Genomic DNA, 24801 nt, shown 5'->3' with positions numbered 1-24801 from the left:
ATATATATATATATATATAATGTCACTTTTTTCTTGCCTTTCCTGACTCTATCGTATGGGAGAGGGGGTTGATTTGTATGTCAGAAGTGTTACTATATAGTTGACATATTATTGTCTATTGGCTTTTTGTGCGCTTTTTAAGCTTGAGAAAGCACTTAGACGAGGAAAGGATTCACTTATGTTCAAGAAAAAGAATGATGGTAATGGAGAGAAAATTTTCCGTTATTCCATTCGTAAATACCATTTTGGGGCTGCTAGCGTTGCGGTTGCGGCTCTGATGTTCTTTGCAAATGGGGTGCAAGCGCAGGCACCTGCGGTATCTTCGGCAACAGCCAGTGATGTAGTTGCTGGATCTGCTGGAACACCAGATAAGGATAAGCAGGAGTCAGATGGGGAAGAGCCAGAGAAGGTCTCTCAGACTGAACCGTCGGCTGAGCTCCAGTCTACAGGGGAGTCAAACTCTCCAGAGACTAAAGCCGAGGACGCTAGTAAGGGGCAGGAAACAGCTGACCTTGCTCCTACCAAACCAGAGGCAAAACCAGCTGCTCAAGAAACTTCTCAATCAGAGAGAGAAAAAGAGCAAGACCAGCCCACATCTGCCACTAAAACGACAGAAGCTAAATCACTCCAAGGCAATCTGCAAGCTTTGTTGGAAAAACTAACTCTTAGCTCTATGAAAGCGCTTCACGATGAAGTAGAAGCAGGTCTAGCAGCAGCTAAGGCAGTTTTGGACAATCCAAAAGCGACGCAAGCGCAGGTTGATGAGCAAGTAAGAGCTATGGAAGAACTGACGAGCCGTGTCAAGGAAGCTTTGTCACCTCAAGTTTCAACTCCTCCAGTCTTAGAAGAAGCAGGTCTGACAAATCATGGGCTTACTGCTCCAGAGGGGACTGTGACTGAGCAAGCAACTGGCGGGAAGCGTCGTAAAAGAGGCGGTTTGAGCCAAACCACACCAGCTGTGGATCAGGCGAGCCCAGAAACTGTAGGTGGCTCAGAAAAAACTGAACCTAGTGAAAAGCCTAGTCGGCAAGAACTCCCAACCTATAGTAATCAGGGTGATGGAGCCTATAAACTAAAAGATGAGTTGGAATTTATCTATAAACAACTTCAAAAAGAGGGAGCTGAAGAAAGTAAAATCCAAGCAGCAAAAGCAGCAGCTGATAAGTTTAATGAAGCCTTTTCTAAGGGTGATACCATCAGCCAAGAAGACTTTGATGCTGCTCTGGTCGATCTGAAAAAATCCCGAGACCTCATCGAAGGAGTGCTGGAAGAAAAATATGGTGAGGAAACTACAGCTGGAGGAGTAACTCCTCAACCACGCGATGGTGGCTACTCTGACTTTCGTAGTTCGAGAGTTACAAGAGCTGCAAGAGCTACTGAAAACTACTCTGAGGACTTTAATGGAGCAAGAGAAAGTTACTTTGAGAGGACGGACATACAGGGTCATTCTCCTTACGATAAGTACACCTATGTATTCTTCTCAGACAGACGTCCGAGGAATGAAGCTACAGCATATATTAAAGACGGATATAAGTATTTAAACGTCACAGTAAAACCTACTAATAACGGTTTTAGATGGACAATTGAAATCAATAAAGATAATCATAGGACATTGCCAGGTCAAACAGAAGTGTGGTTTACCGTTCCATCAGGGCAAACCGTTAAAACGAATACTGTAGGAATCAGCTATCATAACCGTGGCGGGGGAACATATGCTCCGGCTCAAGATGGTCAAAATTTGGTAGAAAAATTAAAGAATGCAAATATAGGATTAGGAGATGTAACGAAAGGAACTATTTCAAATAGTGGCTTAAGGAGACGAATTGGACCTGCGACTTTTCCGCGTAACAATTTAGAAGAATTAGCCAGAGGGCGTCGCTATGATGCTAATCCTTATGAAAGACGATTTGAAAGTCAGGAAAATCAAGCTATATCCAATGAAAAGCTAGAAAATATTAAAAGAGATGCTAATGCATCGTTGTATTACTTCCAACTTCCTAACTCAGATCGTTCCTATACACTAACCTTTGAAACTGAGGGAAATACAGATCTTGGTAAACTAGATTATGCAGCTGGATTGCGTGGACAAGATGGACGCGAGGTATTTCTTGTAAACCAATGGCATTCAAGAACCACTACGGAGTTCAAAGAGGATGCTCTTAAACAGATAGAGCAAGCAAAAAGAGATAAAAATAATAGTATTACTAGCAATAGGAATTTGTCTGAAGTGGAGAAAAATGGCGAGACTTCAAAAGTAAATACATTTGCAAGGCGAGCTACAGATGGAATCAATAGAGCTCAGAATATCGGTGAAGTCGAGAAGTCCCTACAGCAAGGCTTGAGTGATATTAGGGGTGTTAACCCAGTAGGGAGGGATATTCCGAAGCAAGAACTTGACCGCAAAGCTCAAGAGAAGAAAACAGCGATTGAGAAGATTCCAAACTTAACCTCAGAAGAGATTAACGCTGCGAAACGCCAGGTAGAAGACGCTCTTACAGAAGCGAAACGTAAAGTAGGAGAGGCGAAAGACCAGGCAGGAGTTAACCAAGCGAAAGGAAAAGGTATCACAGCAATTGATGGTATCAATCCAACGCCAACAACGCACAACACTGCAATTAGCGAACTGGATAACAAAGCTCAAGAGAAGAAAACAGCGATTGAGAAGATTCCAAACTTAACCTCAGAAGAGATTAACGCTGCGAAACGCCAGGTAGAAGACGCTCTTACAGAAGCGAAAACAGCAATTGATGCGGCAACGAACCAAAAACAAATTGACGCAGCGAAACAAGCGTTTGAGAACAAACTGAACCAAGTGAATCCGACAGCGCAAGCTAACACTAATAACGGTGGGGACACTAACACCGGTGGCAATACCAACAATGGTGGCAACACTAACAATGGTGGCAACACTAATAACGGTGGGGACACTAACAATGGTGGTAACACTAACAATGGTGGTAACACTAACAATGGTGGTAACACTAACAATGGTGGTAACACTAATAACGGTGGCAACACTAACGCTGGTGGCAACACCAACAATGGTGGCAACACTAACAATGGTGGCAACACCAACAATGGTGGTAACACTAATAACGGTGGCAACACTAACACCAGTGTGACACCACCAGCTCGTAGCCGAAGAAGTGTAGGCTTTGCTGGTGGCACTCAATCGAGTCAAGAGAAACAGGTTGATAAATCCGTCTTAAGAGATTTGATTCAAGACTTGGAAACTCGCTTGAAAGACTTGGATGGTATTGATCAATCTGTCATCGACGCTGCTAAAATCATTCTCGGAGAGAGTCAAGAAGCCCTTAGAAATGCTGGCTTGACAGAGGCAGGTTTGAGAGAGATTACTGCCAAGGTCAAAGAAGCACTCGAATCCTTGAAAGGCAAGCAAGCGACTAAGGATGAAGAAGAAACGAAAGAAACAAGCAAAGAACAAGGTCATCTTCCATACGGTACGATGATTGGCAGTCTGCTCGCCCTTCTTGGTCTCCTTCTCTTCCTCATCGCGCGTCGCAAGAAAGAGTCAGAACTCAAGAAATTGACCAAGGAATTGACTAAGGTTCTGCAAGAAAGCAACCTTACAAATGTAGATGCGAAAGTTCTCGACAAAGCACGAGAAGCTCTCGCTCAAGCAGTTGCCTTCCTGGCTAATGAGAAAGAGTCTGACCACACAGAAGATGAGTTGATTGAAAAACTCAAAGCTATTCTTGCTCAGCTAAGATAAGCAATGCTTAGATGAGTCGGAAACTAGCTAGAATAGTGATTGAAAGAATTTTGTAAAAACTCTATTTGAGGTGAACATTCAGAAAATCTGTCTCTGATAAAACGCATAATATCAAGCTTTTTAAGGCAAGGTATTATGCGTTTTTATCATTTTGAAACTTTTTGTCTTGCCTCTTTGTGCTATTTTTCTCTCATTTCACAAACATTTCATATTTGGATTTTATAATAAGATATAGCTTTCCAGTTTTTACTATACTTTGATATTCAAATATGTTATACTATGACTATCAAAGTAAATGAAAGGGATTACGAACATGACGTCAGAAGAAATGTACCTGACAGAGCGATTGGATGTACAGATAGCTCATTTTTTAAAGAAAAGCGTTCAACATCGTAGACGCTATAAGGTATTAAAAATAACAGAAATCGTGGCAGGTTTTCTCATAGCTGTCTTTTGTGCTATTCCTATGCCAGGTGATCGCTACCGTTTGATTTCGGTTGCCTTGTCCAGTTTAGGCTTGCTGTGTGAGGGGATTCTCAATTTGTATAATGCCAAGGAACACTGGATTTCTTACCAAAAGACTGCGCAACTCCTGGAGAGAGAAAAATTCCTCTATCAATGTCAAACAGAGAAATATGCAGGAAAGACCAAGGCTTTTGCCCTATTTGTTAAGACATGCGAAGGTCTTATCTCAGAGGAAATCAACCAGTGGGAAAGTATCCAGTCAAAAGAAGTGGCAGCTAGTGCAGATGCTCCAGAGAAAAAAGAATAGGAGGTGGAGGAAATGTCTCAATCCAGCTACCTATTGCCCTTGCTCTGGTTGAAAAAAGAAGCCGATAAAGAAGAGATGAGCGCAACTCAGTGCCAGATATTTTTCTTTTACTATCAACTGTTTGAACTCTTATTTGCTAGAGAAAGCGACTTGAGAGACTTATGTCTGGGAAGGCAAGGTTTTTATTTCTCGCAGTTAGAGAAAGATTTGCTTTCTGGAGTTTCCCACTTTCTAAAAAACTTGGAGGGCAAGGGGACTCTCAAGGCTAATCAAGAAGTATCAGCTCGCAAAGCCCTTTTTCTAGCCTTGACAACTAGCCAGCCAGATTGGCAGGAGTTAGCTCCTGTTTTTGATTTTTATCAGTCTGTAGGGAGACTTGAACATCCTTCTCTCTTGAGTTCTCAGGACAGACAATATCTGATGTGGATTTACCAGTCAGCTTTGGAGAAGGATTATAGTGTCAAGGTAATTGGCGACAAGCATTTTGTATTGAAGAGACAAGATGCTACTAAATTGACAGGGCGCCAAACTCAAACTTTGGAAGCACTGAGTCAATCAGAAGACTTGGTCAATCCTGTCTATGTTACATTAGGAGAAAAGGGGGTACTCTTGCTTGATTAAGAGAGGAGATGTTGTGGCTCTTTATTTGCCTTTTCCGACTATTAGTAGCGATTTGGCTGTGAAGAATCATATGTATATCTGTATTGACAACAGCATGACTAAAAACAAAGAGTTGGTTAAAAATCAGACCTTCAAACCAGCCCTCTTGACCAGACGTTTGGTCAAGAACTTTATGATAGAAGGGCCGGATTTAGCTCGTAATCCTTTTACAAGACCAACCTTGATTGACTTAGATAAGGTATTTATGTTGGATAATACGGTCATTCCGACTTCTTATCTAGCCAGACGGCGACGCAATGTCTCAGAAGAATTATACGAGGAAATTTTGGATCACTTAGTCCAACCACGGCTGATTTCGCTGAACAAGTCTGAGTTTATGCAACTCAATCCAGGAACTTATTAGGAGGTAGAAGATGGCAAATAAAGCAGTAAATGACTTTATACTAGCTATGGATTATGATAAAAAGAAACTCTTGACCCATCAGGGAGAGAGTATTGAAAATCGTTTCATCAAAGAGGGGAATCAGCTACCCGATGAGTTTGTTGTTATCGAAAGAAAGAAGCGGAGCTTGTCGACAAACACAAGTGATATTTCTGTAACAGCTACCAACGACAGTCGCCTCTATCCTGGTGCACTTCTCGTAGTGGATGAGACTTTGTTAGAGAATAATCCCACTCTTCTTGCGGTCGATCGTGCCCCGATGACTTATAGTATTGATTTGCCTGGTTTGGCAAGTAGCGATAGCTTTCTCCAAGTGGAAGACCCCAGCAATTCAAGTGTTCGCGGAGCGGTAAACGACTTGTTGGCCAAGTGGCATCAAGATTATGGTCAGGTCAATAATGTCCCAGCTAGAATGCAGTATGAAAAAATCACGGCTCACAGCATGGAACAACTCAAGGTCAAGTTTGGTTCTGACTTTGAAAAGACAGGGAATTCTCTTGATATTGATTTTAACTCTGTCCATTCGGGCGAAAAGCAGATTCAGATTGTCAATTTTAAGCAGATTTATTATACAGTCAGCGTAGATGCTGTTAAAAATCCAGGAGATGTGTTTCAAGATACTGTAACGGTAGAGGATTTGAGGCAGAGAGGAATTTCTGCAGAGCGTCCTTTGGTCTATATTTCGAGTGTTGCTTACGGGCGTCAGGTCTATCTCAAGTTGGAGACCACGAGTAAGAGTGATGAAGTAGAGGCTGCTTTTGAAGCTTTGATAAAAGGAGTCAAGGTAGCTCCTCAGACAGAGTGGAAACAGATTTTGGACAATACAGAAGTGAAGGCGGTTATTTTAGGGGGCGACCCGAGTTCGGGTGCCCGAGTTGTAACAGGCAAGGTGGATATGGTAGAGGACTTGATTCAAGAAGGCAGTCGCTTTACAGCCGATCATCCAGGTTTGCCGATTTCCTATACAACTTCTTTTTTACGGGACAATGTAGTTGCGACCTTTCAAAACAGTACAGACTATGTTGAGACTAAGGTGACAGCTTACAGAAACGGAGATTTACTCTTGGATCATAGCGGTGCCTATGTTGCCCAATATTACATTACTTGGGATGAATTATCCTATGATAATCAAGGTAAGGAAGTTTTGACTCCTAAGGCTTGGGACAGAAATGGGCAGGATTTGACGGCTCATTTTACCACTAGTATTCCTTTAAAAGGGAATGTTCGCAATCTCTCTGTCAAAATTAGGGAGTGTACAGGACTTGCCTGGGAATGGTGGCGTACGGTTTATGAAAAAACCGATTTGCCACTAGTGCGTAAGCGGACGATTTCTATTTGGGGAACGACTCTTTATCCTCAGGTAGAAGATAAGGTAGAAAATGATTAGGAGAGAAGAATGTTTGCGACAAAAAGAGGCGATGATCTCTCTGCGAATATCTGAAAGTTTATCTCTTGCCTAGCGATTTTCCTTTGGACTAGGCTCGTGATGCTAAAATGAGTCTATCAAATAGGATGTGTAAAAAAGTAAAAAGGGTAGTGAAACTCCTTGCTATACAGGGGATTAGCTACCTTTTGCTTGTTTTAGAAGTGCCGTTGTACTAGTCTAACTTCAGTATCATGTAAAATCAAAAAGAGCATACATTTCTGTTTCAGGAACATATAAATTATAGTTTTGTTTAGAAACTCTTCTATTGATTTCTTAGAATACAATAGTGCCTATAAGAACTGTTGAATTTCAAAGTATTTACTTGAACTATCATATGTCTGGAGTAGACTGTCAACAAAAGGTGCAGTATGATTGTTTTTGTCGCTTATATCTACAACCTCAAAACAGTAGCTTGAGCGGACTTTGTCAAACTTGGCTGAAACTTTCTATTTTCAGATAATGGTCTAGTTTGTTTTTTGAATGTTGATAGGGATGGAAAGGCCAGGAAATCTTGGCAACAAAAGTGTCATCCTAGCTTGATTTACTGAATAAAATCTATTTCCTTTAGTGAAAATCAAAAAAACTTGTGTTATAATAAGAAAGATTAAAATGTGAAAAAAGGAGATTCCTAATGGGACGTAAATGGGCCAATATCGTAGCCAAGAAAACGGCTAAAGATGGAGCTAACTCTAAAGTATATGCAAAATTTGGTGTGGAAATCTATGTAGCAGCTAAAAAAGGTGATCCAGATCCAGAATCAAACTCAGCCTTGAAATTCGTTATCGACCGTGCTAAACAAGCCCAAGTGCCAAAACACGTTATCGATAAGGCTTTGGACAAGGCTAAAGGAAACACAGACGAAACCTTTACAGAAGGACGTTACGAAGGTTTTGGACCAAATGGTTCTATGTTGATTGTTGATACTTTGACTTCAAACGTTAACCGTACAGCAGCCAATGTCCGTGCAGCCTTTGGTAAAAACGGCGGAAACATGGGTGCTTCAGGTTCTGTTTCTTACCTCTTTGACAACAAGGGAGTTATCGTATTTGCAGGTGAAGATGCGGACGCAGTCTTTGAGCAATTGCTTGAAGCAGATGTGGATGTGGACGACGTAGAAGCAGAAGAAGGTACAATCACAGTTTACACAGCTCCAACTGATCTTCATAAGGCTATCGTTGCCCTTCGTGAGTCAGGTATTGAAGAATTCCAAGTGACAGAATTGGAAATGATTCCTCAGTCAGAAGTGGAATTGTCAGGTGATGACCTTGAAACTTTTGAAAAACTTTACAGCGTTCTTGAAGACGACGAAGACGTACAAAAAATCTACACAAACGTAGACGGATTCTAGTGACAAAAAAATAACCCTTGGAAATACTGGATTTTCAAGGGTTATTATTATTTTGTGCGAATGAAAGGGGCAGGAAAGGGGCAAAATTAAAAAATACTATCTAACGTTTCTACGAGTTTACCCTCCATATCTTGTGTAGTGTGGGAGTATATTTCTAAAGTCATTTTTGCGTTTGAGTGACCAACACGATCCATTATTGATTTGATAGGTAATCCAGACTCTGCTAAAAACGAGATGTGAGAATGTCTGAAAATATGACTAGATAAATTTTTTTCTATTCCAGCTTTCGCACCGTATTTTTTTATAATTTGAATAAAAGATGCTAATGTTATTGGGCTATTCCAGACTTCTAAGCAAAAGATATAATCATCATCTTTTAGCGGCTGATGGCGTTCAGTGAGGCGGATCACTTGACGCTGTATGGCCTCTATAACCGCATCTGATACCAATATTGTTCTAATGGATTTTGCGGTTTTTGGCAATGTTTTTATTTTGTTTACTGAATCAAAATTACCTGTAATCTCAATTTTTTTATTTTGGAAGTCTATATTTTTGAGTTGTAATGCTGTCAACTCTCCATATCTCATACCAGTAAGAGCAAGAACCGTTACCATATCGGCATATTTTTGTTGATACGGTTGATTGTTTAGTGCGTCTATTAATGTTTTGATTTCTTGCATAGTCAAAAACTTGTTGCGCTTTTTTTCAATATCTTCTAAAGTTTCCGGCTTTTTAGGAATAACCGTGTAATTAACCTCGTTATTTCCGATATAGGAGTATTGAACTGCATAATTGAAGACGCTTTTGAGTCTGCTGCGGACTCTATAAGCTGTATGATAGCCATTGCTATCAATAATATTTTCAATCTTGCTCTGGATATATCGTCTATCGATATTAGCTAGTAAAGTGTCAGATGGTATTTCTTTTTTCATAGTTGCATCAACAAAAGTATAATTGTGTTTTGTAGATGCCTTTACTGTTTGCGCCCATGATTTATAGAAAAGGTTATAGATTTCTTCAAATGTAATGCTTTCTACTTGTTTTGTGCTGAGTTTTTTATTTATCTTCTCTTGCAACAAGATAGCAGCTTGATTTCTTGCCTGGGGAGTTTTCTTCTCCATGGTCACTGAAACTTTTTTTAATTTCTCAGTATAAGGGTCTTTATATCGCTCAAAAAATTTGTATTTTCCGTTGGGAAGTTCTTCCATCCACATTGCGTTTACCTCACTTTTTTGTTAAAATGGGTATAAGAAAAAGAGCTTTTTAATGCTTTTTTTCTTACCACTAGCCTCACACTCTCGGTCTGCAAACTTCTGAGCGTGGGGCTTTTTTGAGTTGTTTCCAAAATGGAAACAGTTGCTAGATAAAAAGAAAAGTAGCCGTATCAAATACGGCTACCATCACGATATGGATCTAAAATCCAAATGTAAACTTTATGGAGCTAAACTCCTAATAGCTGTATTGTAATATAATTATTAAAAAATGTCAAGAGATTAGAAAAGGTATAATTCTTTTAACTTTTCGTTAATTTTGTCCAATGTGTTATCAGATACTTTCATTTTTCCGATTGGATCTAATCTATTTTTCTTTAAAATTCTATCTTTGCTGATTGTTTGAAGGTTATTACACTTGGCATAAGAACGCTTAATGTATTTTTTGTAATATTGAGTTAATTCAATAACGTCAGTTATTTCTGATTGTGTCCGTTTAAGGTTGTCACCGTCTATTATCTTAGGTTGAATTATTTCGTTTGAAAATTGTTCTGTATAAGCTTGGTAGACATCCAATAAGGCAGCTTCAGTAATTGCATTATTGGAATCTAAATATTTTAGGTAGGCAAATAATTCTTTGTGTAATTTTTCAATATATTCATCAAGCAAAATAGAAGGATATTCCGCAATGACTTCGTCTATGAGTACAGTATCTATTTGATTTTTAGATGTTAGAGGAATTACTGTAAGTGTTTTTTTATAGGGACTATCTACTTTGTCTAAGACAATAGCCCAATGATTATTTGATAATTCTCCGCCTATATTTACACCGAACTCTACGAATATCAGAGAGCCACGACTGAATTTCCAATATTTTCTTTTTTGAGTCTTAGCTTCAAATAAGAATTGTTCAGATTGTCTTTTAACTGCTGGTGCAAGAAATCGGTATTTAGAAGATGTATGTTTTGCTTTACCAAGTTTATAGAGTTTTTCAACTTCTATGTAGTTTTGTTTGGTTTGTTCAAAATATGGATTTTCTTTGTTCATTTTATTCCCCTCTATACACCCCGATAACCGCATAGATCTTGATGTGTGTGTCTTCGGCTGGTGGGAAGTCTAGAATGATGTCTTCATACTTGTCATTGAGTGACACTAGGCGTAAGCGTCCGTTTTCGGTATATATCTTCTTGAAGTAAGAACGGTCTCCGTATGCGATAACTGCCAAATCGCCGTTGTAGGTGGTCAGTCCTTTGTCTACTAAATAGAGAATATCTCCGTCTTGGTAGTCAGGCTGCATGGAGTCTCCGCTGACCTTAGTCGCAATATCGTGACGTGGTGGTTGCTCGTCAACCTCTATAGTCTCTCTGTCTGTATCGTCATAACCAAATCCGTAGTTGAATCCGCTAGCTGCTGCCGTCTCAGATACTACCTCAACTTGGTACAAGCTGATAACTTCCGATACTTCGTTTATCTTCGCTTCTTCTTCGTTTTTCTGCTCTTTCAGAAGATCCTCAGACGTTCGTAGAACGATTTTTTTATTTTCAGTGTTTAATTTTCGAGCTGTGTTTGTAATTTCTTCTAAAAGGGAGTCTGACGGTTGAGCAGTAGAAATTTTGTTTTCGATAAGGTCAGATTTATTTATATTAAAATAGTTTGCCAAAAGTTCAATTTTACCAATCCGAGGATAAGTTATTCCTTTTAGCCAGTCACGAACTGTAGTGTATTTCAAATCCAAGTCTGCACATAATGTATTTCTGTCTACTCCTTTTTGCTCCATGTAAAAACTTAGATTATTGGCAAAAATTTCTTTGTTTTCGACTTTCATTTCCGCCCCTCCTTACATAGTATATTTTACGGCAAAAACGCAAAAAAGTAAAGAATAAAATAAAAAAATGCGAAAAAAACGCAAAAAACACTTGACATTGCGGTTAAACCGCAGTATAATATAATCAAGCTTAAGGGAAAGGAGGTAAGGCAAATGATGGAACACATCATAAAAAGCCTAGCAACCAAGGACACTGCAACCGTCATCTTGGTACTAGGCTTAACCAGAGAAGCACGTTTGTGGCACAAACAAATCTTAGAACACAAACGTAAGCTTCAAAATAAAAAGTAGAGAAAGGGGCAGAAGCCCCAACCTCTACTTGATAGTGTACCATCATTTGCCGTGAAAAGCAATGAGCGAAGAAACTGGATTGATAATCCTAGCAGGATTTGTGATTGTATCTTTTACTATTCGTCAGATAGTGAAGTACCGATATGATAAAAAAGATAAGGAGTAGGAAATATGACCGAACTAGAAACTCTAAAGGAAGAGATAGAAAAAAATGTAGCCATGGTAAATTACCTCAAAGGCTACATTAAGGGATTAGAAGAAAGGTTAGTTCGTCTAGAGCAAGCTAATTAGTATTATTAGGAGAAAATACGTTAGGGTATTTATTCTGCAACTCAAAGAATTTCTCTAGTTTTTCAGGATTTTGGAAGGCCATCATGATAATATCTTCTTGAGTTGTAGAATGATTAGTCTTTGAAATATTTTTCACTTCATGTGACAATTTTTCGACAGCGTCATAAATATTGTTAATTGTAGATGTTAATTGCGAGAATTCTTGAGTTGTAACGTAGTCCTTTCCATCATTATTTTTGTTTTTCAATGTTGAAAAATCTAAAGTTTCCTCGGTTTTTTGAATTCGTTCAATAGTTTTTTGAACAGAATCCAGCATATTTGTACCGCTGGCATTTTTTAAATCATACTGAATGATATTGATTGTCCGAATATCAAATGGAATATCTTCATCAGTTTGTTGTCTTAAAAATATAGTTGGTAAATCTAAGGCTTTACGATAGCCAAGTTCCAAAAAGACATTTGGATTATTTCCTGTTATATCAACAATAGCTAGGTCTGAATCTGATAAAGCCTTAAATATTTTTTCATCTATTTTATCAGAATGATATAGTTCATCGGCTCTTGTCACATCATACTTATCAGATAATGCTGGTTTAATAATGTGTTTTAAAACACTATCTGAATGATTCCTGATTTCTGATTTTTCTTGACCAATAGCGGAAACTACAAAACAAGTTTTTTTAGACATGAGATTTCTCCAATCGTTTTATTTTGATTATACCACATTTGAAAGCGAGTTAGAATTGGAAGATAAGATCATTGAACTTGCTGATTACTTCATCAGCGAGAACACAACGTACAGAGAAGCAAAAATAGCGTGTGAGAAGCTATTTAGACAAGTCAGCCATGAGATTGAACTCAGGGCGATGGAAAGTCAGATTAGATGAACTTAGATAAGGAGGTGGTAATGTGCAAAAAATGACTTTAAAAACACTAAGAACACTCAAAAATTGGAGACAAAGTGATGCAGCAGAAGCTGTAAATGTTTCGGTTGATACATGGGGGCATTGGGAACGTGGAATAACAGAGCCAAGTGTTTCAAAAGCGTATCAAATCGCTAATGTTTTTGAAGTATCAGTGGATGATATTATTTTTTTGCCCGATATTGCGGTTTAACCGTAACAATGTAATTAAAACCAAAAAAGCACCTGACGGCAATCAGGTACTCAACGGAAAGATTTGAGGAGGACGGATGGAAGAATTTATTGATGCTCTTGAACAAGAAAAAGACCACCTTGAAAAAATCATTAAGGTAGTCAGCTCTGGTGGTAAATTTCTGAGATTGCCGTATCAAAAAAAGTCACGCTCGATTAGTGAGAATCTGAAATTGATTTCTCAAAATCTTGATAGACTGAGTGAGCAAGTTCGATAAACCAAGCTTCGGCATCCATGATTTCAAGATGACGAAAGAAACCTGTTTTGGTTTCCAGTTCGGAATCGTGTGCATAACGTAATATTTCTCTAGCAAAGATGGTTTCAAAATCAAAGTCTTTACCATCATCGTAGATGTCGCGTTTGCTTGCTATTGTCAAATATTCTTTAAAAGTTATAAGGTTAACTCCTTTCTGTTTATATTATAGCAGAAATGGAGATTAGAAATAGAAAGGAGGATGGATGGAAGAACCAGACAAGTACCTTGAAATCTCTGGCAATATTGCTGGACGTATTGAACTGGAAACAGAAAAAGACCTACTTGTCCGTAGAGCGATGGTCATTGATGGACACATCGGTTTATGCGAACAAGCGGTCTACGTTGATAAGAAAGTGCTAGATAGCTACTGGGTCAAGATAGTAGAGTTATCTACTATTCCTGAAACCATCAACAGCGTTGACAGCACTGATTTGGTTAGGAAATGGTTGAACATGTAGGAAATAGAGGAGAAGGAAGATGAACGAACTAGGACTAATCATAGTAACAATCGTAAATGTAGTTTGTGCTGTAATAAATCTATTTTGCTTTATTAAAGACAGGATGGAATGATTTGTGTTTGAAAATGAAACGAATTCTCTTGCTAGTCTTGACCTTGATTTTACACGGTAAACTATCCAAGTAATAAGAATAAGTAATACTGCTATGGGGGAAAATAATTTCATCAACTTCGAAAGGATAGGAATGTAAATCATCTTTTCTCAAAATAAACTTTTGAAGTATTTGAAAAGGGAGGCTATCATATGGTTCGAAATGATTATCTTTTATTTCCTTTCCGTCATCATCGAACAATTGAATACTTTTGATTGTGTATGTGTTGTTACTTGGGTTAACAAGCTTAAAAGAATATTTGTAAGGTGCTTCATTTGACACTTCCATCGCATAGGCATCTGTTATCAATAATCGAGCTCTATTTATAAAAATTGAGTAAAACAGACCTGTGACACCCGTTATAGCACCAATCCATGCAGCAGAAATATTCAAAATATCAATCAAACTAAACATCAGAATTACCTCGTTTTTGATTTCATTATACCACAAACAGAAAGGAGTAGAGATGAGACCAATAGGACATCGGCTTAATGTTGAAGTTTCTGGTATTGAAGAATTCAAGGAAGCCTGTAAAGAAGTATCAAAAAAAGCCGAAGAATTGCAAGAAGCAATCGATCGACTTAGTCTTATTGAAGTTGAATTAAAAGCCAAGCTTGTCAATGATTAGACTTTCTGTCTAAGGCAAAACAAAAAAGCACCTAACGAAGTCAGGCGCTCATCAAAAATTACTAATTGAATTATAACACGAAAGGAGTAAAAATGGAAGCAGTTGAAATTGTAAGAATTAAAGATGTGATTATTGAAAAAGTCTCTGCTAATGATGAAGAATTAGAACACATCTTTGGATGCTCAAAGCGACAAGCGGGAGACATGAGACGCGAGATGAAAAAGCTACCTAGCCAACAGAAACATCTTAGGAATGATGGCCAACTTGTCACGATTAAAGGTTTTGATGCTTATCTGCAATACAGAGGAACTCGAACTTGGAAGAAAGAAATGGCGAAAAGCAAGAAAATGAGGTCAGTTGGATGAACCTACTAGCAAGAATTAAAAACTACTTTTCGGAAGATGTCGAAGAAACTAATATTGACTGGAAAGAGGTCGCTTTGGATCTCAATCAATCACTGATTGAAACACAAGAAAAACTTCAAGAATCAAATCAAGAAATCGCAGACTTGAAGAAAATCGTAGCAATCTACAAAGAAAAGGAAAACGCAAAATGATGGAATACATTTACCTGGTAACAATCGTAGGGATTGGACTATGGTCGCTAGTGAATACACTGGATGACCACGCTGAAATGAAGCGGCAAGAGCGTCAGCGAATAGCTAACAATGTCGCACGGATGAACCTGAGAAGTTCAGGTAAACAATTTACATATGATGTGGAACCGCCCGAAGGGTTGAAATAAGGAGAAGAAACATGACTCAAGCGGAACGAATCAGGGAATATTATAGAGAGCACCCTGCTGCCTCATGCGATGAAGTGGCTGAGGTTGTCGGTACAACAAATAGTAATGTGAGGGCGAATTTGGCCAAAGACATCAAGGCAGGCAGATGCGTTCGCTTGGAAGATAAGTCATACGACTACTCGCCTTACTATAACCATACACAGGCACTCACTGAATTGGTTGATTGGAAGAATGATACTAGACGTGAGTGGGTGGAAATGCTGACAAGAGCAGCAGAGAAAGAAACTGATAGCAACGTTATGCGTTTGCTAATCAAAGAAGCAAATAAATTGATGAAAGAGGTGACGAAGTAATGGCCAGTTTATACGAACTAACAGGTCAGTTCCTGACAATTTATCAAATGGATATTGATGACGAAACAAAAACGGACACTCTTGAGGCTATCGATTGGCAAGAACAATTCGAACAGAAAGCAGAAGGATATGCCCATGTTATCAAGAATTTAGAAGCCGACGTGGCCATGTACAAGGCTGAGGAAGAGAGCTTCAAAGCGAAGAAACAGGCAGCACAGAAAAAACTGGATTATGTCAAGGATAACATTATGACAGCTATGAATGTCACAGGTCAAACCGAAGTTAAGAGTGGTGCCCTGATTATAAAAATTGCTAAGAATCCAGAATCAGTCAAGGTCAACGAAGATGACCTTCCGAAAAAATATTTTACAAAAAAAGTGACGCTTGCGCCGGACAAAAAAACACTCAAAGAGTTGCTTAAATCTGGTAAGAAAATTAAAGGTGCGGAGCTTGTCCGGACAGAAAAGTTGGTGATTAAGTAATGGAATTGATGAATAAAACACGAGTAACAGATTCACTAGCTGTTGTGATTGGACCAGAATCGATTGAAGTACTTGTTACTGAAGGTTTTCTATTTGATGTTGCAATTCGCTTTGTAAAAGTAGATGAAACAAATCTTGATCAAGGAAATGAAAAGCCGGTATTTACTCCAGAGTACAAGCTGGTAACAGTCGCTAAATATAAGGAAAAACCTATCTTTGAATCGGAAGAAGATATTCGAAAATTCGAAAAACAAGCAAAAGAAGTTAAATTGCTATTTGCCTTTGCAAAGGTGAATAAACAAAATTGGTTTAACACTGCCCTTTATCCAGGAGTGCTGACTGAGAAAGTTGGTGTTTGATGAAAATTTTAGCTATTGATCCAAGCAGTAATAAAATTGAAACCAGCACAACAGGAGTTGTCTTGTTGGATAATGCAAAGCTTGTTGACTATTGGGTAGTACCTTATGGCGCTCAAAACTTTAAAAACTGGTTCAAAGAGATTGGGCGCGGTCTTGAGTTCGACATAGTGGTCGTTGAAAAATTTGAGGTTAGGGACAATGATTATTCCAGGGACAACTCAGTTGTAGAAACTATTGCAGCCATTGAACTATGCTATCCGGACTTGGTTCTGCAGCGTAACGCAGGTTATCAGACAGATATACCAAATGACTTGCTGAAAGCTCTTGGGTTATGGTCCTTTGAAAAAAGCCACCACAACGATGTGAGGGCAGCTGCAAGGCTTGGGCTCTTCTATGCCCAGAGGAAAGATATTGAGGAGGTGATTGTGGACATTGGCAATCGAATTACGCAAATGGCAAGCTGAAGCAGTTAAACGAAGCGACCGTAATTGCCCTGGGATTTTCCTTGAGGCGTATGGGGGGCGTGGTAAGACCATCTGTGCTTTTGAAATAGCAAAGCACAAGAAAGCCAAAAAGGTCCTAGTAATCAATAATCGGTTGGCCATCCTGGATGGTTGGAGCAGCACTTATCAAAATCTAGGCTACAATACTGATTTTGAATTAGAAACCATGACGGACCGTAGATTACAGAACAGACTTGCAAGCGATGAGTCTATTGAGTGTGATGTGTTCATTATTGATGAGTGGCAGAATATGTCTAGTGATGCCAATGTGAAGGCTTATCAAAAGGTCAAACGTGGCTATACTGTAGGATTGTCAGCAACGCCCATCAGGAAGAAGGGACAAAACTTCTACCCGCTTGAAAAAACATTTTTTGGAATGGCTGATCCTAATCAAAAGGAAAACTGGCAACTAGCCCACGGCAAGATGAAGTATTCCAAGTTCAGCTATTCTAAGCAAGAGTGGGATGACTTCCGAGATTATGAAAGCTATGTAAGTAATCTGCCAAATTTTTTCCGCTGGGAAGAAGTAGAAGCTATTGAGGAAGCGGAGGAAAACAACGGATTTGAGGTTGTCTTTGAACCCATCTGGTGTCTAACAGCTAATCCGGAGGAATTAGAACAATTTAGGAAATTGAACATCGTTGGGAAAAATGGTAAATATGCCATGGCCAAACAAACATTTGGTCGAAAGACTTTTGAACGATATCTTACTCAGACAGGTTTTGAGATTGACTTTCCAAAGTTGAAAGCAGTTAATGCAGATACTCCAATGCTACTTCAATTGGATCTTCTGCTGACCAGTAAGACAGATATGTTGATAGTTAGCAAATCCAAGCAGATTGTAGAGGTCATTCGAGAACGTCATCCAGAAATTGGTATTTGGACTGGAGATAAGAAGGACTCCCTCGAACAGACAAATGTGGTTGCTACAAGCCAGGTGTTGGGTGTAGGGGTTGATGGCCTTCAGCATAAATTTAAAACTATTGTGGTCCTGGACCCTGTTAATCCATCGGATGGAGATTATGACGATTATCGCCAACTTTTATGGCGAGTAATAGGCAGCCGTCAACAACATGACGTGCGTGTCATTGAATTTTATTTCTAAGGAGAATCAAAATGAAACTTTCAAGTGATTATATTGTAATGCGTAACAAAGAAAACGGACAGTTTTTAAATGAACTCAAGAACAATCGTTCTTCATTAGCTACAAAGGCCGTTTTTGTGGACAATATTCAGAGTGCTCTTACAATGCCATACAATTCTTATCTCGAACAGAAAACAGCGGTAAAAGCAGCGGCCAAAGTACACGGAATGGAGGTTGTTCGGGTTAAGGCTACATTTGATCTAACTTATCCAAATGGTGGCGATGTTCAAAAAATCGAGCGTCAAAATACTAAGCCTGATTTGTTTGATCTATTGAGAAGTTTATAAAGGGGGATTTATGGTAACAAAACAACAATCCTCAATCTTTGTTACTTTACAGAGCATCCAGCAGAGTTTGGTTGCTCCGAAAGGACAGTATAATAGCTTTGGGAAGTACAGCTATCGGAGCGCTGAGGACATCTTAGAAGCGCTGAAGCCAATCTTGCAGGAACATGATGCGGTGTTGATTTTGCAAGACGGAATTGTGCAGATTGGTGATAGGTACTATGTCGAAGCAACTGCGACTCTTTATGCAGTTGGTGAAACCATTGGGACTACAGCATATGCTAGAGAAGATGATAGCAAAAAAGGGATGGATGGTAGTCAAGTCACAGGTGCTGCATCCAGCTATGCACGTAAATACGCGCTAAACGGACTCTTTATGATTGATGACAATAAGGATCCTGATACGGATGAATATCATAATCAGAATAACCAAACAGGCCGTACATCGCAAAAACCAGCTCAAAAAACAAATAGCCAGCAAGAGCAACCGGGCAAAGCTCCAGCTAAAAGTAACGGATTCAAAACCATTACAGGAGCACAGGCTAAAACCATTCGGACAGAACTCAAAAATATGGCAGAAGCTACAGGGAGTCCTGCTGCAACAATTGGAAAATGGTTCATCGATAAGATGGGTGTTGACAAACCTGAAAGCATCCCAGCTGGCCGTTTGAAAGAAGCTGAGCAGATTATCGCAGATGCGAAGAAAGCGAAAGGTATTGAATAATGGAAAAGAAGTATGTCGAACTTAATAGCGAGGAATCTTTGACTGGTACACAGTTGCTTATCGGAAAACAGGTATTAACTGCCTTGTTTGATATTATTACAGATGATAATAAGCAAGGTGTCGTTTTACCAATCTCTATCAATGAACATAACTTTAGCCTTGCGATTGAAAGGACGGAATCAAATGATTAACAATGCTGTACTTGTAGGGCGCATGACCCGTGATGCTGAACTCCGCTATACACCGCAAAATGTAGCAGTTGCGACTTTTACTCTTGCAGTAAACCGTACATTTAAGAGTCAAAATGGTGAGCGTGAGGCTGACTTTATCAACTGCGTTATGTGGCGCCAACAAGCCGAAAATCTTGCAAACTGGGCTAAAAAAGGCTCACTTATCGGGGTGACAGGCCGTATTCAGACTCGTAGTTACGATAACCAGCAAGGACAACGTGTCTACGTAACAGAAGTCGTGGCTGAGAATTTCCAAATGTTGGAAAGCCGTAATCAACAAAGTTCGAATGATACATTTGGGAATGACAACCCGATGGATATTCAAGACGATGATTTGCCGTTCTAAGGAGTAACTAAAATGGGAATGAAAGAATATGCTCTCAAATATCAAAAAGCGGGGTTTTCCGTAATTCCCGTAGTGCCTAACGGAAAGCAACCAGCGATTAAATTTGCAGATAAGCCACCAATGACTGCCCAGGAAATTGAAAATTACTGGAATCAGTATCCGGATAGCAATATTGCTGTTCGGACTGACAAATTTTTCGTAATCGATATTGACTTACATGGCAAGCATAACGGCTATGAGAGTCTGGCCAATTGGGAGCATCTGAACTTGATAACTCCAACACTTCAGGCGAAGACAGCCAGTGGCGGTAAACATATTTTTTATTTTAAACATCCTGATGTGTCCATGACCCAGATGATTAAATTTCTGCCCGGTGTGGATATCAAAGCGCATCCAAACAATTACGTAGTGGTAGCTCCGTCTAAAACTCCCAAAGGTGTCTATACTTGGGACAAGAAAAAGTCTAAAGAGGGTGGCACTATGGTTACGGCTAGTCGTTCTCTTGTTATGGCCATTAAGAAGGAATACAACAAAAAGAACTCTGGTAGTGACCTGGATAATATCTACTATCAAATTAGTAAAGGTGCTGGTAAGCGAAACAGGACAACAGAACTCTTTGAAATGGTTGTCCTAGGGTTTGGTAATGAAGGTAGCAGGAATGATACGCTCGCAAAGTTTGTCGGCGGACTCTTGAGTCGGTCAGTTGATCCAAACTATATCTTAACACTTGCAGAAACAGCCAATAATAATTCGGTAGAACCTCTTAGTCATAAAGAATTAAGTAGAACTGTCGAATCCATGATCAAGAAACACATGAGGGGGGGTGGCCAGAATAGGTGATGTCGTGAATATTTCAATTAAGCAGTTTTCACGTAGGAAGAAAAAAATATTGAACGAGGAAGGCGAAGAGATTGAAATTGAATCTATCGTGGCCGACAGTCCCAGAAATGTTCTGCTTGCAATGAAGAGCGATAACAAGCTCAACGACTTTCTCAGGCACAATGAATTTACTGGAGAACATGAAATTGTAGAGGATGTCAAACTAGATGCTATTCAGTTAAGAAAGGGGCAGTTACCGTCTGCCTTTGAATCCTATTTGAGTGTATACTTGGAAAATCACTTCAAGACAGTTTTCAAGGCTGGAGCATTAAGAGACGGTATCGAAGCATTTTTTGCAGAAAAAACCTACAATCCGGTTAAGGAATATATGGAAAATGCTTATGAGTCATGGGATCATAAAGAACGACTTGCCCAGGTATTTCAAACTTGGTTGGGTGCAGAGGATAGCATCTTTGTTCAGAAAATAGCTATTATGTTCTTTGTTGGTGCGGTATCTAAGGTTTTTAATCCCTGGGTCAAATTTGACTACACGCTCGATTTGGTCGGTGGTCAAGGTGCCGGTAAGACCACATTCTTGCAAAAGATAGCTGTTGACTGGTACACGGATTCGGCTAAAGACTTTATGGATAAAGATAACTATGAGATCATGCTAAAATCCCTGATTGTCAACGATGATGAGATGGTCGCGTCCAGAAAGACTACTTTTGATGAGTTAAAAGCGTTCGTGACTAAAACAGAACTTTCTTTCCGTAGATCCTACGGTCGCAGAGCCGAAAAATTTCCTAAAAACTTTGTTATCGCAAGGACCAGCAATAAAATCGAGTACCTGGGAGACAAGACTGGTGAACGGCGCTTTCTGCCTGTGCTGGTAGATGCAGGCCAACAGTTTGTCAAGCCGTTTGATATGACAGATCATGATGTGCTCCAGCTTTGGGGTGAAGCAGTCGCTATTTACAAAAAAGGATTTATGCTTACCTTTGATGATGAGTTCGAAAATGAGCTTGCGGTCTATAAGGAGAGCTTCACTTATAAAGATGAGGCAGAATCACAGGTATACGACTATCTTGAAATGCTGGTTCCAGAAGAGTGGGAAGACTTCTCAGTCACTCAACAGCATCAATATACCTGGTTCTATTTCAATGATGGCAGCTATCGCAATGAGTCCGGCCTGATATATGAAGGTGTGAAGCTTCAATCGAGTGTGTCTGCCAAACAGATATTAAAGAATGTTTTTGACATTGATAGTGCGAGAGGTGAAAAGATTGCTAGGAAAATCAAGTTGATTATGGACAACAATCAGGATTGGGAATACAAAATAAAGAAGGTTAAAGGTAAGACACTACGTGCATATTTTAGAAAAAATATACAAACAGAAGTGATGTAACCTTAGCGAAAATGATGTAACCTTTTAGGCAAAAAACGGTCAAAAATCGTGTTTCGGTTACATCAGGTTACATCATTGATGTAACCGCAGGAAAAACCAGTTATATCAAGGGTTTGAGTGCTGTTTTTGATAAAATTTTTAAAAAAGTGATGTAACCCTCCTAAACCCTTGATACTACTGCTGTTTTAGGGTGTCTATTAGTAAGGTTACATCATTTATATAAAATATTTAATAAGTAAAAATAGCAAGTGCTATAAACGTTGATATAACAGCATTCTTGTTTTTTATAAAATATGTTTTGCGAAAAGTGATGTAACCTGTAACCTTAGAAAAAATATTCACAAAATAAGCCTATTATTTAATAAATAAAGGAGAGAAAATGTCATACACAGTAACACTATATTTTGACAACATGGTAGACGAAACTCACTTTTTTAAGAAAGAAGGAGATGCTGCTAAATGCAAGGCTCAACTCGAGAGCAAGTATCGAGGTGAGCGAATATATAAAGTAAAGATGGAGGAGATGGAGTGATGAGTTATGATTTGGAAATCTTAGCGAAAATAGAAAACGGAGATTATATTCGTATCGCTGAACCTAAATATAGTTCTCCGACCTACAATCTCGGGAAGATGTTTAGAATTGCTATGGATTGGGATTTTGACCAAGACACTACGTACAACATAGCTGATGTTTTAGATAACATTCAACGCGGTATCTCTGAATTAGAACAGTATCCTGAAAAATATGTAAAGTATGAACCTGTAAATAAATGGGGAACGGTCAATGATGCATTAGATGTTTTGAAATCGTTAAGGGATTGTATTTTAGAACAAGATATTGACACGAAATATTTATATATGAGGTGGTAACATGAAACGACCTGAACGATACCCGTACACACGAAGCCAATGGGTTGAAGAAACCGTTGATCACTATACGTATAAAAGTGATATTTGCTATACAAGTCACATTTTAGAAAATAGACTTACTGGAGAAACTAAGAGCAAGGAAGTTGAGTGATGGGAGATATACGAATACTAGACGCTTGTTGTGGCAGTCGTATGTTTTGGTTTGATAAAAATGAGAGTCATACAACTTTCATGGACATCAGACAAGAAAAATTTGAAATACATGGAAAAAAGGTAAACGTAAACCCTGACGTTGTCGGAGATTTTCGTGATATGCCATTCGATGATGAAACATTTAATCTAGTAGTATTTGATCCGCCACATTTAAAATGGGCAGGTCAAAACTCAATTATGCGATCACAATATGGCCAGCTGGATAAAATTACCTGGTCGGAAGATTTAGCCAAGGGTTTTGAAGAATGTATGAGAGTTCTAAAAGTTGGAGGTACTCTAGTTTTCAAATGGTCTGATTGTCAAATCAACGTTAAAGAAGTTCTTAAATCTGTACCTTTTAAACCATTGTTTGGGCAACAAAGAGGTACTACGCATTGGATGGCGTTTATGAAATTTGAGGAGGTCACAGATTGAAACGATTCATAGCAATCTGGATATTATTGTCTGCTGGACTAAACATCTGGCAGATGGATAGGATTCGAGATTTGGAAGAGAAGAAGCCGATGGTGATCTATAAAGCTGACAACCAAGGCGCTGAGGTATTTGGTAAAGTCGTCGAGAAAGGACGACATGGCAAGCTATACACGCTTACCATTCGTGATTACGGTGTGTTCGTGGTTACGAAGGAGCAGTGGGATAAAGTTAAGGTTGGGAATGAGGTAATGTTGTGAAATTATTTCTTCACGAAGATTGTATGGACGTCATGAAAAGATATCCTGACAACTATTTTGATTTATCTATTGTCGATCCGCCATATTTTTCCGGGCCAGAAAAAAGAAAATACTATGGTCGAAAAGTCAGCCCAATAGGTGTAAGCAGGCTGTATGGCGAAACATCAGAGTGGCAAATTCCAAATAGAGATTATTTTGATGAGTTATTTAGAGTTTCAAAAAATCAAATCATTTGGGGAGTGAACTACTTCGACTATTCTTTTGGTTCTGGCCGTATCGTTTGGGATAAAGTTAATGGACAGTCCAGTTTCTCGGATTGTGAGATAGCATACTGCAGTTTACATGACAGCACACGCTTATTTCGATATATGTGGAATGGTATGATGCAAGGTAAATCAATCTCTGAAGGTCATATACAACAAGGAAATAAGACCTTGAATGAGGTTAGAGTCCATCCGACACAAAAACCGATAAATCTTTATCTTTGGTTGCTTCAAACTTACGCAAAAAACGGAGACAAGATTCTTGATACTCATGTTGGTTCAGCAAGTAGTTTGATCGCTTGTCAAGAATTAGGTTTTGAGTATGTAGGTTGCGAGTTAGATAGAGACATCTTTAATCTTGCTAAACAGAGACTCAATGATTATGAAAAACAAATAAAATTATTTTAAAAAGGAATAGGAGGATTTGGTATGATACCGAAATTTAGAGCGTGGTTGAAGAAAGAGCAGAAAATGGATAATGAAATCGACCATATCAGTTGGCTCGAGGATGAGTTATATTGTATTGGGGATGGAATTACTTACATGGTTTCAGCGGAAGATTTAGAACTCATGCAATCAACAGGATTGGTTGATAGGGATGGCAGGATTATCTTTGAAGGCGACATAGTCAAAATGTCTAAGGATGTCTATTCTGAACCGACTTATTACGAGGTTGTAAGACATAGAGGTGGAGCATATCGTCTTGAATCCAAACAACACGGATGTGAATTGTGGTTACGACATACTGATTGTGAGGTTGTGGGCAACATCTACGAAAACAGA

Annotated in this window: 36 protein-coding genes; 30 read left to right on the top strand and 6 right to left on the bottom strand. The window is 39.0% G+C overall.

The window, feature by feature from the left end; translation table 11 throughout:
* Positions 1 to 178: 178 nt before the first annotated feature.
* The 6 genes from HT679_RS11420 to HT679_RS08110 all read left to right on the top strand — a co-directional run bounded on the left by HT679_RS11420 (position 179) and on the right by HT679_RS08110 (position 8342).
* Complete coding sequence (locus HT679_RS11420) at positions 179 to 3733, top strand: DUF1542 domain-containing protein (protein WP_240149588.1); 3555 nt, start codon at positions 179 to 181, stop codon at positions 3731 to 3733.
* 313 nt (positions 3734 to 4046) lie between these two features.
* Complete coding sequence (locus HT679_RS08130) at positions 4047 to 4505, top strand: DUF4231 domain-containing protein (protein WP_173214004.1); 459 nt, start codon at positions 4047 to 4049, stop codon at positions 4503 to 4505.
* Positions 4506 to 4517: 12 nt separating this feature from the next.
* Positions 4518 to 5126: a hypothetical protein gene (locus HT679_RS08125; protein WP_173214002.1), complete on the top strand. Its 609-nt coding sequence runs from the start codon at positions 4518 to 4520 to the stop codon at positions 5124 to 5126.
* Positions 5119 to 5529 carry a hypothetical protein gene (locus tag HT679_RS08120; RefSeq protein ID WP_240149587.1) on the top strand — a complete coding sequence of 137 codons (411 nt, stop codon included), beginning with the start codon at positions 5119 to 5121 and terminating at the stop codon, positions 5527 to 5529. Before HT679_RS08125 ends, HT679_RS08120 begins: the two co-directional genes overlap by 8 nt.
* 10 nt (positions 5530 to 5539) lie before the next feature.
* The gene (gene ply, locus HT679_RS08115; protein WP_173214000.1) at positions 5540 to 6955 is read left to right on the top strand and encodes a cholesterol-dependent cytolysin pneumolysin; all 1416 of its coding nucleotides are present in this window, start codon (positions 5540 to 5542) and stop codon (positions 6953 to 6955) included.
* A gap of 670 nt (positions 6956 to 7625) precedes the next feature.
* Positions 7626 to 8342 (top strand): YebC/PmpR family DNA-binding transcriptional regulator, encoded by a 717-nt coding sequence (locus tag HT679_RS08110; RefSeq protein WP_000532882.1) that lies wholly within the window; start codon positions 7626 to 7628, stop codon positions 8340 to 8342.
* Between the two features lie 86 nt (positions 8343 to 8428).
* On the opposite strand, the gene HT679_RS08105 is transcribed toward HT679_RS08110, so the two are convergent.
* The 3 genes from HT679_RS08105 to HT679_RS08095 all read right to left on the bottom strand — a co-directional run bounded on the left by HT679_RS08105 (position 8429) and on the right by HT679_RS08095 (position 11378).
* Positions 8429 to 9556: a site-specific integrase gene (locus HT679_RS08105; RefSeq protein WP_173213998.1), complete on the bottom strand. Its 1128-nt coding sequence runs from the start codon at positions 9554 to 9556 to the stop codon at positions 8429 to 8431.
* Positions 9557 to 9835: 279 nt separating this feature from the next.
* The gene (locus tag HT679_RS08100) at positions 9836 to 10600 is read right to left on the bottom strand and encodes a hypothetical protein (protein WP_001031294.1); all 765 of its coding nucleotides are present in this window, start codon (positions 10598 to 10600) and stop codon (positions 9836 to 9838) included.
* Position 10601: 1 nt separating this feature from the next.
* Entirely contained in the window at positions 10602 to 11378 is a 777-nt protein-coding gene (locus tag HT679_RS08095) for a S24 family peptidase (protein WP_081574876.1), read from the bottom strand.
* Positions 11379 to 11531: 153 nt separating this feature from the next.
* Here HT679_RS08095 and HT679_RS08090 point away from each other — a divergent pair, with 153 nt between their 5' ends.
* The gene (locus HT679_RS08090) at positions 11532 to 11669 is read left to right on the top strand and encodes a hypothetical protein (RefSeq protein WP_000969962.1); all 138 of its coding nucleotides are present in this window, start codon (positions 11532 to 11534) and stop codon (positions 11667 to 11669) included.
* A gap of 283 nt (positions 11670 to 11952) precedes the next feature.
* On the opposite strand, the gene HT679_RS08085 is transcribed toward HT679_RS08090, so the two are convergent.
* Positions 11953 to 12648 (bottom strand): hypothetical protein, encoded by a 696-nt coding sequence (locus HT679_RS08085; protein WP_112445752.1) that lies wholly within the window; start codon positions 12646 to 12648, stop codon positions 11953 to 11955.
* Between the two features lie 221 nt (positions 12649 to 12869).
* Here HT679_RS08085 and HT679_RS08080 point away from each other — a divergent pair, with 221 nt between their 5' ends.
* Positions 12870 to 13076: a helix-turn-helix transcriptional regulator gene (locus tag HT679_RS08080; RefSeq protein ID WP_050201102.1), complete on the top strand. Its 207-nt coding sequence runs from the start codon at positions 12870 to 12872 to the stop codon at positions 13074 to 13076.
* 194 nt (positions 13077 to 13270) lie between these two features.
* Here the strand turns inward: HT679_RS08080 and HT679_RS08075 are convergent, their stop codons facing one another.
* Positions 13271 to 13492: a hypothetical protein gene (locus HT679_RS08075; protein WP_188111580.1), complete on the bottom strand. Its 222-nt coding sequence runs from the start codon at positions 13490 to 13492 to the stop codon at positions 13271 to 13273.
* A gap of 82 nt (positions 13493 to 13574) precedes the next feature.
* Here HT679_RS08075 and HT679_RS08070 point away from each other — a divergent pair, with 82 nt between their 5' ends.
* Positions 13575 to 13829 carry a hypothetical protein gene (locus tag HT679_RS08070; protein WP_112445748.1) on the top strand — a complete coding sequence of 85 codons (255 nt, stop codon included), beginning with the start codon at positions 13575 to 13577 and terminating at the stop codon, positions 13827 to 13829.
* Between the two features lie 79 nt (positions 13830 to 13908).
* Here the strand turns inward: HT679_RS08070 and HT679_RS08065 are convergent, their stop codons facing one another.
* A complete protein-coding gene (locus HT679_RS08065) occupies positions 13909 to 14394 on the bottom strand; it encodes a hypothetical protein (protein WP_112445746.1) in 486 nt (161 codons plus the stop codon).
* A gap of 52 nt (positions 14395 to 14446) precedes the next feature.
* Here HT679_RS08065 and HT679_RS08060 point away from each other — a divergent pair, with 52 nt between their 5' ends.
* The 21 genes from HT679_RS08060 to HT679_RS07960 all read left to right on the top strand — a co-directional run.
* Entirely contained in the window at positions 14447 to 14608 is a 162-nt protein-coding gene (locus HT679_RS08060; RefSeq protein WP_112445744.1) for a hypothetical protein, read from the top strand.
* A 92-nt stretch (positions 14609 to 14700) separates the two neighbouring features.
* A complete protein-coding gene (locus HT679_RS08055; RefSeq protein ID WP_050253752.1) occupies positions 14701 to 14973 on the top strand; it encodes a hypothetical protein in 273 nt (90 codons plus the stop codon).
* Entirely contained in the window at positions 14970 to 15164 is a 195-nt protein-coding gene (locus HT679_RS08050; protein ID WP_112445742.1) for a hypothetical protein, read from the top strand. The genes HT679_RS08055 and HT679_RS08050 overlap by 4 nt, the downstream gene beginning before the upstream one ends.
* A complete protein-coding gene (locus tag HT679_RS08045; RefSeq protein WP_112445740.1) occupies positions 15161 to 15352 on the top strand; it encodes a hypothetical protein in 192 nt (63 codons plus the stop codon). The genes HT679_RS08050 and HT679_RS08045 overlap by 4 nt, the downstream gene beginning before the upstream one ends.
* Before the next feature lie 11 nt (positions 15353 to 15363).
* On the top strand, positions 15364 to 15705 hold the full coding sequence (locus HT679_RS08040) for a hypothetical protein (RefSeq protein WP_112445738.1): 342 nt from the start codon (positions 15364 to 15366) through the stop codon (positions 15703 to 15705).
* The gene (locus HT679_RS08035) at positions 15705 to 16187 is read left to right on the top strand and encodes a siphovirus Gp157 family protein (protein WP_173213996.1); all 483 of its coding nucleotides are present in this window, start codon (positions 15705 to 15707) and stop codon (positions 16185 to 16187) included. The genes HT679_RS08040 and HT679_RS08035 overlap by 1 nt, the downstream gene beginning before the upstream one ends.
* On the top strand, positions 16187 to 16546 hold the full coding sequence (locus HT679_RS08030; RefSeq protein ID WP_112445736.1) for a hypothetical protein: 360 nt from the start codon (positions 16187 to 16189) through the stop codon (positions 16544 to 16546). The genes HT679_RS08035 and HT679_RS08030 overlap by 1 nt, the downstream gene beginning before the upstream one ends.
* Positions 16546 to 17010 carry a hypothetical protein gene (locus tag HT679_RS08025; RefSeq protein ID WP_112445733.1) on the top strand — a complete coding sequence of 155 codons (465 nt, stop codon included), beginning with the start codon at positions 16546 to 16548 and terminating at the stop codon, positions 17008 to 17010. The genes HT679_RS08030 and HT679_RS08025 overlap by 1 nt, the downstream gene beginning before the upstream one ends.
* Entirely contained in the window at positions 16979 to 18154 is a 1176-nt protein-coding gene (locus HT679_RS08020) for a DEAD/DEAH box helicase family protein (protein WP_112445731.1), read from the top strand. Before HT679_RS08025 ends, HT679_RS08020 begins: the two co-directional genes overlap by 32 nt.
* An 11-nt stretch (positions 18155 to 18165) precedes the next feature.
* Positions 18166 to 18480 carry a hypothetical protein gene (locus tag HT679_RS08015; protein WP_112445729.1) on the top strand — a complete coding sequence of 105 codons (315 nt, stop codon included), beginning with the start codon at positions 18166 to 18168 and terminating at the stop codon, positions 18478 to 18480.
* A 10-nt stretch (positions 18481 to 18490) separates the two neighbouring features.
* Positions 18491 to 19201, top strand: a complete 711-nt coding sequence (locus HT679_RS08010; protein ID WP_112445727.1) for an ERF family protein — start codon at positions 18491 to 18493, stop codon at positions 19199 to 19201.
* Between the two features lie 38 nt (positions 19202 to 19239).
* Entirely contained in the window at positions 19240 to 19392 is a 153-nt protein-coding gene (locus HT679_RS08005; RefSeq protein ID WP_160109931.1) for a hypothetical protein, read from the top strand.
* Complete coding sequence (gene ssb / locus HT679_RS08000) at positions 19385 to 19777, top strand: single-stranded DNA-binding protein (RefSeq protein ID WP_007518739.1); 393 nt, start codon at positions 19385 to 19387, stop codon at positions 19775 to 19777. The genes HT679_RS08005 and ssb overlap by 8 nt, the downstream gene beginning before the upstream one ends.
* A gap of 12 nt (positions 19778 to 19789) precedes the next feature.
* Complete coding sequence (locus HT679_RS07995) at positions 19790 to 20617, top strand: bifunctional DNA primase/polymerase (protein ID WP_112445723.1); 828 nt, start codon at positions 19790 to 19792, stop codon at positions 20615 to 20617.
* A 4-nt stretch (positions 20618 to 20621) separates the two neighbouring features.
* Entirely contained in the window at positions 20622 to 22001 is a 1380-nt protein-coding gene (locus HT679_RS07990) for a virulence-associated E family protein (protein WP_234990589.1), read from the top strand.
* Positions 22002 to 22380: 379 nt separating this feature from the next.
* Positions 22381 to 22533 (top strand): hypothetical protein, encoded by a 153-nt coding sequence (locus HT679_RS07985; RefSeq protein WP_173213994.1) that lies wholly within the window; start codon positions 22381 to 22383, stop codon positions 22531 to 22533.
* Positions 22533 to 22871 (top strand): hypothetical protein, encoded by a 339-nt coding sequence (locus tag HT679_RS07980; protein WP_112445719.1) that lies wholly within the window; start codon positions 22533 to 22535, stop codon positions 22869 to 22871. Before HT679_RS07985 ends, HT679_RS07980 begins: the two co-directional genes overlap by 1 nt.
* Positions 22872 to 23021: 150 nt before the next feature.
* On the top strand, positions 23022 to 23498 hold the full coding sequence (locus HT679_RS07975; RefSeq protein ID WP_112445717.1) for a class I SAM-dependent methyltransferase: 477 nt from the start codon (positions 23022 to 23024) through the stop codon (positions 23496 to 23498).
* Positions 23495 to 23755, top strand: coding sequence for a DUF1372 family protein (locus HT679_RS07970; protein ID WP_173213992.1), 261 nt, complete (start codon positions 23495 to 23497; stop codon positions 23753 to 23755). Before HT679_RS07975 ends, HT679_RS07970 begins: the two co-directional genes overlap by 4 nt.
* Entirely contained in the window at positions 23752 to 24426 is a 675-nt protein-coding gene (locus HT679_RS07965) for a DNA methyltransferase (RefSeq protein WP_173213990.1), read from the top strand. The genes HT679_RS07970 and HT679_RS07965 overlap by 4 nt, the downstream gene beginning before the upstream one ends.
* Before the next feature lie 21 nt (positions 24427 to 24447).
* Positions 24448 to 24801, top strand: a 354-nt coding sequence (locus HT679_RS07960; RefSeq protein WP_173213988.1) for a YopX family protein, incomplete at its 3' end; no start/stop codon positions are given.

Source organism: Streptococcus sp. 4886, assembly GCF_013276485.1.
Classification (GTDB): domain Bacteria; phylum Bacillota; class Bacilli; order Lactobacillales; family Streptococcaceae; genus Streptococcus.
Note: the sequence above shows the minus strand (reverse complement) of the source record. Positions and strands in the feature narration are given on the sequence as shown.

Excerpts from the sequence above, each read along its gene's own strand:
- HT679_RS08015 (WP_112445729.1), top strand. The coding sequence starts at position 18,166 with ATGAAACTTTCAAGTGATTATATTGTAATGCGTAACAAAGAAAACGGA.
- ssb (WP_007518739.1), top strand. The coding sequence starts at position 19,385 with ATGATTAACAATGCTGTACTTGTAGGGCGCATGACCCGTGATGCTGAA.
- HT679_RS08030 (WP_112445736.1), top strand. The coding sequence starts at position 16,187 with ATGGAATTGATGAATAAAACACGAGTAACAGATTCACTAGCTGTTGTG.
- HT679_RS11420 (WP_240149588.1), top strand. The coding sequence starts at position 179 with ATGTTCAAGAAAAAGAATGATGGTAATGGAGAGAAAATTTTCCGTTAT.
- HT679_RS07975 (WP_112445717.1), top strand. The coding sequence starts at position 23,022 with ATGGGAGATATACGAATACTAGACGCTTGTTGTGGCAGTCGTATGTTT.
- HT679_RS08085 (WP_112445752.1), bottom strand. The coding sequence starts at position 12,648 with ATGTCTAAAAAAACTTGTTTTGTAGTTTCCGCTATTGGTCAAGAAAAA.
- HT679_RS08050 (WP_112445742.1), top strand. The coding sequence starts at position 14,970 with ATGAACCTACTAGCAAGAATTAAAAACTACTTTTCGGAAGATGTCGAA.
- HT679_RS08035 (WP_173213996.1), top strand. The coding sequence starts at position 15,705 with ATGGCCAGTTTATACGAACTAACAGGTCAGTTCCTGACAATTTATCAA.
- HT679_RS08060 (WP_112445744.1), top strand. The coding sequence starts at position 14,447 with ATGAGACCAATAGGACATCGGCTTAATGTTGAAGTTTCTGGTATTGAA.
- HT679_RS08105 (WP_173213998.1), bottom strand. The coding sequence starts at position 9,556 with ATGTGGATGGAAGAACTTCCCAACGGAAAATACAAATTTTTTGAGCGA.
- HT679_RS08045 (WP_112445740.1), top strand. The coding sequence starts at position 15,161 with ATGATGGAATACATTTACCTGGTAACAATCGTAGGGATTGGACTATGG.
- HT679_RS08040 (WP_112445738.1), top strand. The coding sequence starts at position 15,364 with ATGACTCAAGCGGAACGAATCAGGGAATATTATAGAGAGCACCCTGCT.
- HT679_RS08070 (WP_112445748.1), top strand. The coding sequence starts at position 13,575 with ATGGAAGAACCAGACAAGTACCTTGAAATCTCTGGCAATATTGCTGGA.
- HT679_RS08130 (WP_173214004.1), top strand. The coding sequence starts at position 4,047 with ATGACGTCAGAAGAAATGTACCTGACAGAGCGATTGGATGTACAGATA.
- HT679_RS07995 (WP_112445723.1), top strand. The coding sequence starts at position 19,790 with ATGGGAATGAAAGAATATGCTCTCAAATATCAAAAAGCGGGGTTTTCC.
- HT679_RS08010 (WP_112445727.1), top strand. The coding sequence starts at position 18,491 with ATGGTAACAAAACAACAATCCTCAATCTTTGTTACTTTACAGAGCATC.
- HT679_RS08110 (WP_000532882.1), top strand. The coding sequence starts at position 7,626 with ATGGGACGTAAATGGGCCAATATCGTAGCCAAGAAAACGGCTAAAGAT.
- HT679_RS08025 (WP_112445733.1), top strand. The coding sequence starts at position 16,546 with ATGAAAATTTTAGCTATTGATCCAAGCAGTAATAAAATTGAAACCAGC.
- HT679_RS08095 (WP_081574876.1), bottom strand. The coding sequence starts at position 11,378 with ATGAAAGTCGAAAACAAAGAAATTTTTGCCAATAATCTAAGTTTTTAC.
- HT679_RS08125 (WP_173214002.1), top strand. The coding sequence starts at position 4,518 with ATGTCTCAATCCAGCTACCTATTGCCCTTGCTCTGGTTGAAAAAAGAA.
- HT679_RS08055 (WP_050253752.1), top strand. The coding sequence starts at position 14,701 with ATGGAAGCAGTTGAAATTGTAAGAATTAAAGATGTGATTATTGAAAAA.
- HT679_RS08100 (WP_001031294.1), bottom strand. The coding sequence starts at position 10,600 with ATGAACAAAGAAAATCCATATTTTGAACAAACCAAACAAAACTACATA.
- ply (WP_173214000.1), top strand. The coding sequence starts at position 5,540 with ATGGCAAATAAAGCAGTAAATGACTTTATACTAGCTATGGATTATGAT.
- HT679_RS08090 (WP_000969962.1), top strand. The coding sequence starts at position 11,532 with ATGATGGAACACATCATAAAAAGCCTAGCAACCAAGGACACTGCAACC.
- HT679_RS08065 (WP_112445746.1), bottom strand. The coding sequence starts at position 14,394 with ATGTTTAGTTTGATTGATATTTTGAATATTTCTGCTGCATGGATTGGT.
- HT679_RS07985 (WP_173213994.1), top strand. The coding sequence starts at position 22,381 with ATGTCATACACAGTAACACTATATTTTGACAACATGGTAGACGAAACT.
- HT679_RS07980 (WP_112445719.1), top strand. The coding sequence starts at position 22,533 with ATGAGTTATGATTTGGAAATCTTAGCGAAAATAGAAAACGGAGATTAT.